Origin of the sequence: Shewanella sp. 10N.286.45.A1 (assembly GCF_041470405.1) — a bacterium.
Taxonomy (GTDB): Bacteria; Pseudomonadota; Gammaproteobacteria; order Enterobacterales; family Shewanellaceae; genus Shewanella.
In genome coordinates, this window is sequence record NZ_JBFRMK010000074.1 from 1 (window position 1) to 13,560 (window position 13,560).

Here is a 13,560-nt window from a genome sequence, read left to right on the forward strand (position 1 = left end):
CCAAGGCTGTCGAACTCGGTAAGTCGGTTGATAGAGGTACGCGCTAAAGCTTCAGAAAGTTCCATAAAAAATCCAGTACAAAGAAGAGTCTGTACTGGATTTTGAAGCATTGTAAAGATCGGTCAACCGATCATATTGGCCTTAACTGATCGGCATTACGCCCAAGGGCGCTATTTTTATTGGGGATGAAAGCAAGTTAAAGCTTTAAAAATGACTCTCTTTCTTGCTGACATTTTGCCAACTTAGCCTTTAAAGATGCTAATGAATGACTCAGATCTCTTTTTCTATCCTTACTAAAGCCTCTGGCGAGCAAAATGACAAATATAAAGAACACAGTAAATACACCCATTGGTAAAAGGTAAGCCGGAATGGAGAGTTCATTAGCAAAGCCAAGAATACTTCTCAATATGTCATGGGGGACGAAGTTGGCAGCCAAATCCACTAACTCATTAAAATAAACGCTGCAAGCAATCGCTAAAGCAAACATTAGAAATACAAAGGTCTGGCTTTTAGCTGAGACTCTGCTCCATTGCGTGACAGATTCTGGCTGTATAAGGTTATCTTTACTGATGTTGTAGTAAAACTCATCATAATCTAGCTGCTCAGCTTTTCCTTCTAGGCGGCTGCTACCTAGCATTATCCAGTCGCCTACATCTGCTGTGGAGAGTAGCGATCTTGCCGCTTTATAGGTTTGTATTTTACCTTCAGGTGTTTCAATGGTGAGCTCGCCATACAAGTTGGAGTTTCTTTGCCTGTGGCTTGTGGTCTCGGTTCTGTACTCTGAACGTACCGTTGAACCATAGCGATTGGTATAGTCGGTGCGAGTGGTGCTGGTGTAGGTGTTGGTACTATCGTTAACACTGGTTTCTACCTCTTTATCGGTCACTTGCACGATAGAAGATGAGGTGGAAATTGTGCAGGGGTAGTTCTTAGCAAAAATATGCTTATTTTCAAATGAATGGCTGTCATAACCTATAAATGATTCGCAGACTTGGCGGATCTTGTCTCGACGCGTCATACGCTTTCCTGCAGCTTTACTTATAGGTGTTACCTTCCCTGCTGTGGCTGCCAGTGCATGAGACTGCTGTGATAATTCACTATCATTAGCTATTGCTGTATCGCCATTTGTAGTCACTTCCGTCAATAAAGGTGGTTGAGCTATCTCAGCTGGCTCTTGAGGCTGACCGCAACAATGGCAGTAGTGATAAGCGCTATCGACTAATTGCTCACAATTGATGCAGTAAACATCGTCATTATTAGTAGCACGACCACGTTTGTCATAACCCATTTGGGTAATCGATACCCCTAAGATCCGTTTAACGGTGCGTTTTATCTCAAGTAATCTGGCACTTTCAGTTTCAAACTTATTGGTTTTGCTATTAATTCTAAATACTGAGCCTATGACAGTAATCGCTGCGGTAATAAAACCTGCTACTTCGAACGTGTAGAACTCCGCAAAGGCGGCGGGCATTGATAGCAGTGCAGCGAGGAAAAGTGTACTGAAAACGGTTCCAAACTTTGAAAAGTCATCAACCTCATAGGCAGGTTCAAGAATCGATTCCTGCCCTGTATTGCGGTGGAAAACGACACCTGTGGCAGCTTGATTGTGAGTCACTATTTGGCGGTCACTCTTGTCGGCAAGTTGGTAATGTAGGACATAGCCAGTGGGTTGTAAAAAGGTGATGATGTCACCTTTTGAGACACTATCTAGTGAACTGTCTTCTGAGCTAACGCTGATGGTTTTCTCTATACCTTGTTCATTATTGAGGGTTAAAAACCAATAAGAGTAGTACAAGGTTTGGCTGTCTTTACCACCACTGCGATGGACGCGCTTATAGTGATGCGTTTTTTCTACCCACCCTGTATATATGCTTGCCTCTGGGCAGTAGGTTTTCAATTCATCTAGTATATCGGGGATACACTGTTCTACAGGGGTAATGGTTAGAGGGTTATCTATTTTATCGCCGCAATCTGGGCAGAAATTATCGCTGATGAATAGTGGGCTAGTACAGTGCTGCATTTATAATCCTTTATATACTGTTATGTCCTAAAAGCTCGATTTGTTCAGTGAGCCAAAAGTGCTATAGAAGCATTTTAATTGTTGCTAGAGTTATCTTAACTATTATTGTTTTTGCAATATAAATGTCAATGAAATTAATGGTTTTTGTTGAGGTTTGACGGTTTTTTTTGAGTGATGTGATGATGGTCTTGCACGTTGTTTTTGTCATGAAAAAAGCTGAGATATCTGCTTAAGCTTGATTTTAAAGCCAATCGTTCTGTTTGTTGTTGCTGGCTATCTCTTTCATCTCTATTTTTAATAATATTCATGCTAAGGTAATTGTTGTTTTATGGTTAAGAACCAAAATAATAATTGTTTACCAAGGAATTTGAATGATCACTTTACTTACCTGCTTATTGATTGCCATGTTGTTGCCTTATTTGGCAAAAGGGCCGGTTGCGATTGCTATGGCAAAACTTGGAGGCTACGACAATAGCCATCCGCGTGAACAGCAATCAAAGCTGACAGGTTATGGTGCAAGAGCGGTTGCTGGCCACCAAAATGCATTTGAATCGCTGCTTATTTTCGGTATCGCCGCACTCACTGTGATGGCAACGAATAATGTCAACATGGTGGTAGAGGTTGCAGCTATTGTGCACGTTGCTGCTCGAGTGGCTTATCAGATCCTTTATTTGAAAGATAAAGGCACCCTAAGAAGTGTATCTTGGTTCATTGCTATCATCGCTAGCTTTACTGTGTTTTGCCAAGCTTTTTAGTAAATTAAGTTTGTGTATGATATTGATAATAATTGATATTAACCCTATATGGTTATATTTTTATAGCGGTGCATTTTGAGTTGAGTATACAAGTCTATTGCTCTCAATATAAAGACAAGAATATTAAGCGCCTATTCATTGAATAAGCGCTTAGAAATACGGTTATGTTAAACGGCTGATGACAGTTGAAGTTGCGCTGAGTTATTCAACGCTGCATCCTTAGATATTTCCGTTATTTTACCATCCTTCAAAAGCAATACTCGGTCGGATCTCATAATGGTTTGAGGGCGGTGAGCAATGCATACTCTAGTTAGATTAAGTTTTTCGATTTCATTGAGTACGGTGATTTCATTTTCGCTATCTAAGTTTGCAGTTGCTTCATCTGTAAATAATATCTTAGGATCCTGATATAGAGCTCTAGCAAGTAATATCCTCTGCTTTTGTCCGCCAGAAAGTGTCGAGCCCAAGTCGCCGATTATTGTATTGTACTGCATTGGCATTTTCATTATTTCATCGTGAATATTACTTTTTATAGCTGCTTGTTGGACTTTGTCAAAATCTGCCCAAGGGTCTTGAAAAGATATGTTGTCAACAATTGAAGCGCTGATTAACTGGTCTTCTTGCATAACAATACCAAATTGTTTCCGGTACCAGCTCATATCTAAATCTTCTGCTTGTTCATTGTCTAACAACACACTACCGGAATCGGGTTTATATAACCCCAATATGACTTTTAGTAGAGTTGTTTTTCCTGAACCAGAATTTCCGACAATGGAAATAAACTCTCCTTGGTTGACGGTCATATTTAGATCATTGAAAACTAGATCATCCTCGATAGCATAAGAGTAATATATGTTTTTTAATTCTATTTTTCCTATGGTATTAGCTAGTACTTTGTTTCCTTTTGATTCTTCAGGTTTTGATAATACAATATCCGCTAAACGCTCTAGATGTACTGAGAAGTACTTAAGATCAATGAGGCTACTGGTTAACGATGAAGCTTTTATGGAGAATTGTCCTTTATACATGAAAAATGCAAATAAGGTACCTAGCGAGAGTGCACCTGTCATAACAAGGTGTGTTCCGTAATAAACGCTAAGTGAAATATCCAAGCCAAATATGAGTATTTCCATGCTCTTTTGAAAGTTCAAGTATGAGGTTAAACTCATCTCTGTCATCATCAGCTTAGAGTATCTTCCCAGCCAAATATTTAGCCTATCCTCTTCTTTCGAAAAGGTTTTTATAGGTGATATGCTTCTTAGTGTTTCTATCACTAAACTAGTTTCATGTGCTCTTGCTTTAATATTCTCCTTCATCTTTCTTTCTGTTTTATCGGCAGCAACTAGCCGAAATAAGAAATATATCAAAAAGCTTGCTAGAGTTATTGTACCTAGTACTGGAGAGATGAAAAAAATGGCAATTGACATACCGATAGATATAGAGCCGTTTAAAATGATATTAACAACATTACCGGTGAGCAGGTTTCGAACATGCTCGGTTGATTGGTAGCGTTCAATTAGTTCACCAGTATTTCTTTTTTCAAAAAATGAAAGTGGTAAGCTAAGCATATGGGAAAACAATTTTCTAACGAAGTTTTTGTTAAATATAACGCCAAATTGAGCTGTTATGTAATCGCGCATAAAATTCAATATGACATTAAATATTAGTATAAGCAGGAAAACTGCTGTAATAACCAGTATAAAGTTTTCGTCAATTCTTTCTACGCCAAAATCTATCGAGTATTTTATGAATAATGGGCTAGATAAGGCTATTAGTTCAATAATAAAAGTTAGCCAAATTGTGTTGATCAGAAGAGAGCGTACACCAACAGTATTTTTAATTATCCACTTGATGCCTAGGGAGTTACCTTCAGAGTCTAGAGTGAATTCATCCTCAGGAGTAATCTCTAATGCGATACCAGTAAAGTGTTTTTCCATCTCCTCTCTATTTAATTTCAAAGGGCCTAGATCGGGATCATGAATGAAGAAATTTCCTCTCCGTACACTTTTAAGTACTACAAAGTGATTAAAATCCCAATGTAAAATAGTTGGCGTTTTAAGGGATTTTAAACTGCCAACACCGCACTTTATTGGCCTAGTAATTAGGCGATATCGATTTGCTATCGAGACAATTTGTTTTAGTGTTATCCCCTTTAGTGAAACTGGATGATTGTCTTGAATTGAAGTAATAGTCACTTTTTTATTGTAGTAACCCATGACCATCGCTAAACAGGCTAGACCGCAGGTGGCAGTCTCTGTTTGATAAGTCATGGGAAGTTTATTTCTAACAAAAAGCCTTAACAGAGAGTTAAATAATCTCATCTATAAACCTCGTTTCATAAAGTACTTCAACAGCAGGTTTTTCAATATTGCTATTTTCTATGTTCGGCACTCTATAGCATTTTCTTTGCTTCGATTTTTTTTCACAATCTACTTCATCATCGATGATGAGGCTATTGACCGATAGTGTATGTCGGCTCACCTCATTTCTTATATGAGATAGTTCTATTTGGACTTCGTTTTCGGTAACAGTGATGAATTCCTGGCTTAAAGTCGAGCTTACTTTCATTTCTAAAATTAGAGAAAATATAATAGAAAGAGCGATTATTGGTAGTAAATAGACTATGTAGCTAGGTACAGAGCGTAAGGTATAGGGATCGCTAAGTAACCTATGTTTATAGTGTTCTGTAGCTTCCTTTAAGAACATGTCAGACGTATTCATCTTCAGCAATCCTGTTAACAGCTTTGTATAAAGGGGTGAATATACTCAAGCCTAACGTTGTTAGATATTTCTTGTTTGCTAAAAGACCTTCTTCTAACTCAAGTACATAGTCCGATGCCTTTGCTTGCCTACCTTTAATTTCTTTGCTGAAGCCTGCTCTTTCTAAACTGTCATAAGCCATAAGCACATTGGCGAAAGCATGGTAACCAGTAAGTAAAAAGAACAATGGGCGTTTTTTTTCCTTAAGAGGAGAGTATATTTCAGGAGCATCTTTCATTACCATATCGCCAAGACTGAATGCCAAATTAAAGTATTGATGCGAACACTCGTGAATTAGCATTTCGATAATTTCGAATCTATTAGAAGGAAAAGCAATTTCAACTGCACCATATCGATAACGAATAGAGCCGCTAATCAGTGTATTTGGATTAGGCCTCTTAACCGGAATGATTTCATTCAGTACATCGTGTACCCAAGAGTAATAGTCACTAATATGAGTTTGCATAATTGATATAGCAGCGGACAACTCTTTTTTATCTTCACAGTCAAAATCGGTTTGCTCATGAAGGTTATTAGTCCAAACCTCCCAAGATTCCTTGTCTAGTTCGCCTATTATAATGTCTTTCGACGCTAACTTTATGCTACGCCCTTTATTATTATGGGTGACAAAATTCGGAGTATTCAAGAAATCACTGCACAACTGTAACGTTTGTTGCTTACTAAAGTCACCTCCGCTGAAACATATCATTTGTCTACCGCACTCCTTATTCCAGAATGTGGTATTGAATTCTCCTGACTCAATACTTGCTATTAGTTCGAGTATTTGGTGGTTGGCTTCGTCGAACAGCTTTTCGTGAAGCATGTTGATTCTATTTCCTATAGCAACAAATTGTGTAGCCGAAATTAACTCTACTAGTTCGACTCTGTTGGGATCTTCAAGTGGAAAAGAAAATGCTTGTAATTCAGCCATGATTCATCCTTGTTACGCTATTGCGTTATTATTAATTCCGTCTTTTGCTAAAAATTTCGGAGGCGTATCGAGGATTTTTGCTATCTCGCTAACCTTTAAGCCATGTTGTACTAGCTTTTCTGAGATACTTATGTGGATATAGTCCATAGTTTCGCAAAACACTGTTTTATTATCGAAGCCGTTGCCTTTTTGGTATCTGTTGAATAATGCACCAGAGCGGCATGTTCTATACCATTCACAACCATCACAACCTTTTGGTTTAGTATCAACGGCTTTAATTAAATCTTGCCAAATCGGGCTTGATATAAAATCCTTCATGCTTGTATTAAATATATTTCTGCTCTTATCTAATAAGTTTGCATCAAGAGATAATATGTTATCATCTATTCCGACTTGGCCTTCACTGCTTATATTTATAATGTTGTGCTGCATGCTTTTTTGTTCATCTAATACTTCAGCACTGGCTTCTGAAATTAGAGCGTTAAATATTTTGTCTAAAGAGGATATCCTCAGATTGCTATTGTCCTTTTTGCTGAGCCAGTAATCGATAATATCTTTGTAATAGGCTTTCCACTCAGTCTGTTGATCTTTTATATCGCTATCGTGGCCTTCTCGGGGGAATAACAGGTCAAAATCATCAATCTCGATATCTTCGTGTATATGCTTGACCAATTCTTTTCCATTGTATTTAACATTCGCGACGCACAGTGAGCCTGTGCTTGGAATTCTTTTCAATTTTTGAGCTTGCTGTAGTAGCTTAATGCCCCTAACTGTTTGGTCATAACTACCTTTCCCGTTATGGTCTATTCTATATTTGTCATTGATATGTTTTGGACCGTCAATACTGACGCCAACATTGACTTGATGTTCTTCAAATATTGAGATCCACTCAGAATCAACTAAAGTTCCGTTTGTTTGACACATTAAGTTTACATGAACTTCTGGGGAGGTTTTTTGTCTTAACGTACTACAAATATTTGAAAAATGTTCTTTTTTAATGAGTAGGGGTTCCCCGCCATGTAAACCTATATTGATTGATTGTATGCCGAGCTCTTCGTAACCTTTATTAATGAAAACTACAAGCTGCTCAATTGTTTTCATTTTAATGACAGCTGTATTTTCTTTGAAGGTGTCCATTTCTTGAAAGAAAAAATAACAGTAAGTACAAGCTAAGTTGCATCTTTCTGATATTTTTAAAACTATATCAATTCCTTTGGTTGGGATTTTCATTATTATCCTTTAATCGTAGTATATAACAGTAAAGGTGCAGGAATTCCTGCACCTCTTAGTGATCTATAGTATTAATTACGACCTTTTTGACCAATTGAAGCATGGCCTGATGCATGACCTGAACCATGAGCAGAACCATGCGCACCTGCACCACTAATCAAATCTAAGTGAGCCTCTTTAATTTCAATAATTTGGGTGTCAACTTGTTTAGTATTTTGTAGGCGCTGCGAAAGCTTTTGAGATAAAGTCATTTTATTTCCTTTTAAAATAGTAATAGCCATTCATCTTTGAATGGTCGCTTATCCTATAGCTACAATTATAAAGTTGTAAAGTTGAGCTTGAACTCTATTCTTATAAATATATTTAGCTCAGTAGATGATATTACATTGCATTTATCAGTGGGAAGTATGGTTTTTGTTTTTCTGCCTAGGTATTATGTATATCCAAGTTGAGGTAGGTGCTTGCTTTGTAGTTTTTTATTACTAGTTGTTATGTCTTGTTTGTTTTATTTAAAATAATACTTTTGTGTTTTTATAATAATATGGGTGTTTCAGTTTGTGAATAAAGAGAATTTATCGTTTCATTTACTAAAGCCTTTTTTCATTGTGAACCTAATAGGTCGGACATTAATTAGTTTGTTCGGACACTTGTATGGGGGATCGCGCACTAATCGATTTTATCGGACACTTGTATGGAGAGATCGGACACTAGTAGATTTTATCGGACAATTAAATTGATGAGCGGACACTTTTAATGAGTAGAAGCGGACACTTTTAATGAGTAGCAGCGGACACTTTTAACTGTCGACTATCATAAAATATATCTTAGCCATTGTTATTAAAGGCTTTTGTATTATTGGCACGCTGATTGTATTAATAAAACCATTGGAACAGGTTTTATAGTCAGCGGACACAGTAGGGATAGCAGATGATTCAGGACACCAGCGCACAAGACACCATTAAGCAACCAAGCAAAGTGAGCAAGGTTAAACGCCCTTTGATATTGGGTATTGCGGCGCTATTGGTTTCAGGCCTCGTTTGGTCAAGCATAGGTAGCGATTCCGTTACGACTTCTATTAAACGTTCTGAGCTGCGCTTTGCCACACTAGAGCGCGGTACGCTCATTCGTGATATTCCCACTACAGGTAAGATTGTCGCTGCCAACGCACCAGTGCTTTATAGCCCTGAACAGGGCAGTGTGACGCTGATTGCTAAGCCAGGCGACCGTGTTGAACTCGGTGATGTTGTTGCCACTATAGAAAGCCATAAACTGACTAACAGCCTTAAGCAGCAAGAGGCTGTGCTTGAGGGAATGAAAAGCTCACTTGAACGTGCTCGCCTTGATGCCCGCAGACAACAGCTAAAAGCACAGCAAACCTTGGATATGGCTAAAGTCGATTTAGAAGCGGCGGATCGCGAAAGTCGCCGCGGTGACCAACTGATTAAGTCAAAGTTGATTAGTAAAATCGATTTTGAAAAGAGTAAAGATGACCTACACAAAGCTAAGCTGCTATTTGCTCATGCGGGACAAGAAGCGCAGCTAATGAAAGACACCTTAACCTTTGAGCTTAAAAACACTGCGCTAGAGGTTGATCGTCAAGCGCTAGTGGTTAAAGAGCTTGAACGTCAAGTTGCTGCGCTGAATATCATAGCACCTGTGGGCGGCATCATCGGTAATTGGTTAACTGAGCAAAAAGCGCGTATCGGCCAAAGCCAACCTATTTTAACCGTGGTTGATTTAAGTGCTTTTGAGGCTGAGCTGGCTGTGCCTGAATCTTACGCTGACGAGTTAGGTTTGGGGATGGCTGTTGAATTGAGCTTTGGCGCTATCACCTTGATGGGTGAGCTTGCATCTATCTCGCCTGAAGTACGTAACCGTGAAGTGACCGCAAGAGTGCGTTTTGAGCAAAATGAGAGCTTACATCTACGCCAGAATCAACGTTTATCAGCCAGAGTATTGCTTGAACATCGCCCTAATGTGTTGATGGTAAAACGCGGTGCATTTGTGACTAGTGGCGGCGGCCAAGAGGTGTATGCCATGGACGGAGATGTTGCCACTCAAACCGCTATCCAACTCGGCGCTCGCAGCATGAGTCACATTGAAGTGATTCAAGGTGGTCAGGTTGGCGATGTCTGGGTGACCTCGAGCATCGATCCTTTCAAGAAAGCTGATCAAGTCCTTGTACGCTAACCGTTAAAGTTCAAGTAATGGAGTTAGATATGACTAAGTTTAGAAGCCCACAGCTAGTGACTGCCCTAGCATTGTTTATGTTAGTGATAGCAGTCCAAGTTTCAACCGATAGCGCTGGAGAGTGGATATTTATCGGTCTTGATTTGATTGAGCTGACCAATGACGCGACATCGAACTTGCCCAGTATTTCAGATGTAGCGCTCGATACGAGTGACAATATCCAACAGATAGTGCTGACAGCCTCGAATTGTCTAATAGAGCAGTTACTTAAATAACCTCTACAGGTAAAACCATTTAATTAAAGGAATAATCACCATGTTATCAATGAAGAACATCAACAAGGTATTTAAAACGGACTTAGTCGAAACGCACGCTTTACGTGATTTCAACTTGGATGTCGAGGAGGGCGAATTTGTCGCGGTTACCGGACCATCGGGATCGGGAAAAACCACTTTTTTGAATATTGCGGGCTTACTTGAAGGCTTTACTCATGGCGACTTTTTCCTTGATGGTGTCAACATCTCAAACTTGAGTGACAATAAGAGCGCTGCGATTCGTAACGAGAAAATTGGTTTCATCTTTCAGGGATTTAACTTAATCCCTGATCTTAATCTAGCTGAGAATGTTGAAGTGCCTTTGCGTTATCGTGGTTTTAATGCCAAAGAGCGTAAAATACGTGTTGAGCGAGCGTTAGAGCAGGTTGGTTTAGCCGCAAGAATGAAGCATCTTCCGACACAACTTTCAGGTGGACAGCAACAGCGCGTGGCGATTGCCAGAGCGCTTGCTGGCGAACCTCGTTTCTTATTAGCGGATGAGCCAACGGGGAACTTGGATAGTTTGATGGCGCGTCAAGTGATGGAGTTACTAGAAGATATTAACAAGGCCGGCACTACCATTATTATGGTGACTCACGATGCAGAGCTTGCCCGTCGTGCGCAGCGTAATATTCAAATTGTCGACGGCCAAGTCTGTGATTTTACCATGTACCAAGGCGAGCAAGGTAGCGTGGCACAAGGGCAATCGGTAGCAGACGTAGCGGCTGCAGAAGTTGTTGCTGTTGCTTCATCAGTTGCATAACAGTAGGAGAAAATAACTATGTTTTTTTACTACTTAGATCTTGCATGGCGCAGCATTAAGAAAACGCCATTTCTGTCGCTGTTGATGGTACTGGCTATCTCGATTGGTATCGGTATCACCATTACCACGCTGAACATTTACAAGATGGCCTCTGTTAACCCCGCTGGTGAGCGTTCATCACAGCTATTTGCTGTGCAATTGATGAGTCAAGATCCAGATACTTGGCAAAATATTAATGAACAGATCACTTATCAAGATGCGATGAATCTGCGTAAAAGTGAAGTACCAGTTAGACAAACTGCGATGTTTCGCACCGGTCTTGCAGTGCAAACTGATGATGTTAATTTCTCGCCTATTCTTGAAGGGGTTCGTGTAGCGGATAGCGATTTTTTCGCCATCTTTGATGTGCCATTTTTATACGGTAACCCTTGGAGTGAACAGGTTGATCGTGACGGTGGTTATAAGGTGGTTATCAACGAAGATATAAACAACAAAGTCTTCGGTGGCGGCAATAGTGTCGGTAAAACACTCATACTCAATCGCAAACCATATCAAGTGGTCGGGGTGATAAAAAATTGGAATCCAAGCCCTAAATATTATGACGTTAACAATGGCGCTTTTAATGACTCTGAGCAGATTTTTGTGCCTTTTTCATTAGCACCAATTGAAGAGTTTAATAGCTGGGGTAACAATAATAGCTGGCGTCACGAGAACATTAGAAATTATACCGATCGCCTCAACTCAGAGATGCACTGGGTACAGTTCTGGACAGAGCTCAGCACGCCGACGATGCAGCGCGAATATAAACAGTGGTTGGGCAACTATGTTGATCAACAGCAGCAGTTAGGCCGATTTAAGCATGCTGAAGCCAGAGGTGAAGTCTCTGATGTTGCTAGCTGGATGGTGTTTAACAATGTGGTTCCTGAAGACAATAAAGTGCTGGTGGGCTTAAGTGTATTGTTCTTGGTGGTGTGTTTAGTGAATATGCTCGGCTTGTTATTGGCTAAGTTTTTGAAACGAGCACCGGAAGTGGGTGTTAGGCGTGCCATTGGTGCGAGCAGAATGCAAATATTCTCTCAGCATCTAGTCGAGGTGGGATTAATTGGCTTTTGTGGCGGAGTGTTGGGCTTAGCTTGGGCGTGGGCTGCGTTGTCGTTATTGGCATCGAAGTTTGACTTAACCGAGTCATTGGCTCAGCTAGACCAAAGCATGTGGTTAATCGCGCCAGTGATTGCGGTCTCTGCAGCCATAATTGCTGGGATTTATCCAGCTTGGCGGATCTGCAGTACTAACCCAAGTATTTACCTTAAAAGCCAATAACGGAAAAGGAATTTAGCATGTTTCAGATTAAACCTATTTTCAGTATGTTGATGCGTAATAAAAGTGGTCCGTTATTGCTGCTGATTCAAATTGTCTTGTCAGTAGCCATAGTGGCAAACGCCAGCTTTATTATTAGCGAACGTATCGGCTTAATTAGTCGTGAATCGGGAATTGCCGAATCAGAGGTATTTGATTTTAGCGTCTACAACTTTGACGAAAACATTGTGCCTGACACTCAAAACCTACGCGACCTCGACATTATTCGTCAGCTCGATGGAGTTAAAGCTGCGGTTTCAACCAGTATGACTCCCTTAAGCGGTGGTGGCTGGTCATCAAACTTTGCACATGGCACTAGCGAAGAGGATCGAAAAGACAGCCCCAATTCGGCTATCTATTATAGCGATGAGCAGTTTATCTCGACCTTAGGTCTAAACCTTATCGAAGGACGTAACTTCTATCCCGATGAAGTGCACACCGGTGGCCCTGAACTGGCTAGCCTTGCGATAGTATCAGCTGAATTTGCTAAAGAAACTTTTGGCGATGAACCTGCGGTTGGACAGGTCATGTACCGCGGTAACATTGGTGATCAACCGATGAAAATCATCGGTGTGGTGGAGCGTTTACAAGGTGCTTGGGTTGATAATGATAACTTAAATCGCAGTGTTATATTAAATGTCGAGCTCAATTATGCTTTTAATCGAATCTTGGTGAGGGCAGATGAAGCTGCAATCGCAGGGCTAAAAGAGGCGATACCTGCAGCGCTGCACAAAGAGCACCCTAACCGCGTAGTTACAGACTTTACTACCATCACTGAACACCGCATTAGTGTTTATCGTAACCACGAGTTGATGGCGTCAGTACTGTCGCTGATGGTGGTATTGTTGCTACTTATTACTTCGCTTGGTCTTGCCGGTATGGTGATGTTTAATATTGAGCGCCGCACTAAACAGATAGGCACCCGTCGAGCATTAGGGGCTAAAAAGCGCGATATTGTGAGTTTCTTCTTAGTTGAAAACTACTTGATATGTCTTATTGGTGGCGGGTTAGGTGGCTTGATTGCTGTGCAACTCGGGCAGCAGTTGATGACGCTTTATAGTTTACCAAAGCTCGAACTTATCTACCCCATTGTTACTGTCGCAGGTCTTTTAGTACTCACAACCGTGGCGGTGATTTTTCCTGCTGGTAAAGCGGCAAAAATCTCGCCTGCAATAGCCACTCGTAGCGTCTAATATCTATCGTCAGTTTACGGTGGATAACGGCTTGATTATCAGTTTCAA

12 protein-coding genes are annotated in these 13,560 nt (G+C 40.3%); 6 read left to right on the forward strand and 6 right to left on the reverse strand.

Annotated features, from left to right (window positions below):
* Positions 1–196: 196 nt before the first annotated feature.
* Positions 197–2,020 (reverse strand): hypothetical protein, encoded by a 1,824-nt coding sequence (locus tag AB4238_RS06285; RefSeq protein WP_372032280.1) that lies wholly within the window; start codon positions 2,018–2,020, stop codon positions 197–199.
* Positions 2,021–2,391: 371 nt separating this feature from the next.
* On the opposite strand from AB4238_RS06285, the gene AB4238_RS06290 reads away from it, so the two are divergent.
* Entirely contained in the window at positions 2,392–2,775 is a 384-nt protein-coding gene (locus AB4238_RS06290; RefSeq protein WP_372032282.1) for an MAPEG family protein, read from the forward strand.
* Positions 2,776–2,942: 167 nt separating this feature from the next.
* On the opposite strand, the gene AB4238_RS06295 is transcribed toward AB4238_RS06290, so the two are convergent.
* From AB4238_RS06295 to AB4238_RS06315, 5 genes are all read right to left on the reverse strand, one after another.
* Positions 2,943–5,096 (reverse strand): peptidase domain-containing ABC transporter, encoded by a 2,154-nt coding sequence (locus AB4238_RS06295; protein WP_372032283.1) that lies wholly within the window; start codon positions 5,094–5,096, stop codon positions 2,943–2,945.
* The gene (locus AB4238_RS06300; RefSeq protein ID WP_372032284.1) at positions 5,083–5,496 is read right to left on the reverse strand and encodes a hypothetical protein; all 414 of its coding nucleotides are present in this window, start codon (positions 5,494–5,496) and stop codon (positions 5,083–5,085) included. Before AB4238_RS06300 ends, AB4238_RS06295 begins: the two co-directional genes overlap by 14 nt.
* A complete protein-coding gene (locus AB4238_RS06305) occupies positions 5,483–6,466 on the reverse strand; it encodes an aKG-HExxH-type peptide beta-hydroxylase (protein ID WP_372032286.1) in 984 nt (327 codons plus the stop codon). Before AB4238_RS06305 ends, AB4238_RS06300 begins: the two co-directional genes overlap by 14 nt.
* Positions 6,467–6,478: 12 nt before the next feature.
* Positions 6,479–7,696, reverse strand: coding sequence for a radical SAM protein (locus AB4238_RS06310; protein ID WP_372032288.1), 1,218 nt, complete (start codon positions 7,694–7,696; stop codon positions 6,479–6,481).
* A gap of 71 nt (positions 7,697–7,767) precedes the next feature.
* Entirely contained in the window at positions 7,768–7,947 is a 180-nt protein-coding gene (locus AB4238_RS06315; protein ID WP_372032289.1) for a hypothetical protein, read from the reverse strand.
* Positions 7,948–8,623: 676 nt separating this feature from the next.
* On the opposite strand from AB4238_RS06315, the gene AB4238_RS06320 reads away from it, so the two are divergent.
* From AB4238_RS06320 to AB4238_RS06340, 5 genes are read left to right on the forward strand one after another with little or no spacing between them, the layout of a single operon-like run.
* The gene (locus AB4238_RS06320) at positions 8,624–9,886 is read left to right on the forward strand and encodes an efflux RND transporter periplasmic adaptor subunit (protein WP_372032290.1); all 1,263 of its coding nucleotides are present in this window, start codon (positions 8,624–8,626) and stop codon (positions 9,884–9,886) included.
* A gap of 29 nt (positions 9,887–9,915) precedes the next feature.
* Complete coding sequence (locus AB4238_RS06325; RefSeq protein ID WP_372032292.1) at positions 9,916–10,161, forward strand: hypothetical protein; 246 nt, start codon at positions 9,916–9,918, stop codon at positions 10,159–10,161.
* Positions 10,162–10,201: 40 nt separating this feature from the next.
* Positions 10,202–10,963 carry an ABC transporter ATP-binding protein gene (locus tag AB4238_RS06330; protein WP_372032294.1) on the forward strand — a complete coding sequence of 254 codons (762 nt, stop codon included), beginning with the start codon at positions 10,202–10,204 and terminating at the stop codon, positions 10,961–10,963.
* Between the two features lie 18 nt (positions 10,964–10,981).
* Complete coding sequence (locus tag AB4238_RS06335) at positions 10,982–12,283, forward strand: ABC transporter permease (protein ID WP_372032295.1); 1,302 nt, start codon at positions 10,982–10,984, stop codon at positions 12,281–12,283.
* A 17-nt stretch (positions 12,284–12,300) separates the two neighbouring features.
* Positions 12,301–13,512 carry an ABC transporter permease gene (locus AB4238_RS06340; RefSeq protein ID WP_372032297.1) on the forward strand — a complete coding sequence of 404 codons (1,212 nt, stop codon included), beginning with the start codon at positions 12,301–12,303 and terminating at the stop codon, positions 13,510–13,512.
* The last annotated feature ends 48 nt before the right edge of the window (positions 13,513–13,560 follow it).

Excerpts from the sequence above, each read along its gene's own strand:
- AB4238_RS06315 (WP_372032289.1), bottom strand. The coding sequence starts at position 7,947 with ATGACTTTATCTCAAAAGCTTTCGCAGCGCCTACAAAATACTAAACAA.
- AB4238_RS06310 (WP_372032288.1), bottom strand. The coding sequence starts at position 7,696 with ATGAAAATCCCAACCAAAGGAATTGATATAGTTTTAAAAATATCAGAA.
- AB4238_RS06305 (WP_372032286.1), bottom strand. The coding sequence starts at position 6,466 with ATGGCTGAATTACAAGCATTTTCTTTTCCACTTGAAGATCCCAACAGA.
- AB4238_RS06330 (WP_372032294.1), top strand. The coding sequence starts at position 10,202 with ATGTTATCAATGAAGAACATCAACAAGGTATTTAAAACGGACTTAGTC.
- AB4238_RS06320 (WP_372032290.1), top strand. The coding sequence starts at position 8,624 with ATGATTCAGGACACCAGCGCACAAGACACCATTAAGCAACCAAGCAAA.
- AB4238_RS06340 (WP_372032297.1), top strand. The coding sequence starts at position 12,301 with ATGTTTCAGATTAAACCTATTTTCAGTATGTTGATGCGTAATAAAAGT.
- AB4238_RS06285 (WP_372032280.1), bottom strand. The coding sequence starts at position 2,020 with ATGCAGCACTGTACTAGCCCACTATTCATCAGCGATAATTTCTGCCCA.
- AB4238_RS06295 (WP_372032283.1), bottom strand. The coding sequence starts at position 5,096 with ATGAGATTATTTAACTCTCTGTTAAGGCTTTTTGTTAGAAATAAACTT.
- AB4238_RS06335 (WP_372032295.1), top strand. The coding sequence starts at position 10,982 with ATGTTTTTTTACTACTTAGATCTTGCATGGCGCAGCATTAAGAAAACG.
- AB4238_RS06325 (WP_372032292.1), top strand. The coding sequence starts at position 9,916 with ATGACTAAGTTTAGAAGCCCACAGCTAGTGACTGCCCTAGCATTGTTT.
- AB4238_RS06300 (WP_372032284.1), bottom strand. The coding sequence starts at position 5,496 with ATGAATACGTCTGACATGTTCTTAAAGGAAGCTACAGAACACTATAAA.
- AB4238_RS06290 (WP_372032282.1), top strand. The coding sequence starts at position 2,392 with ATGATCACTTTACTTACCTGCTTATTGATTGCCATGTTGTTGCCTTAT.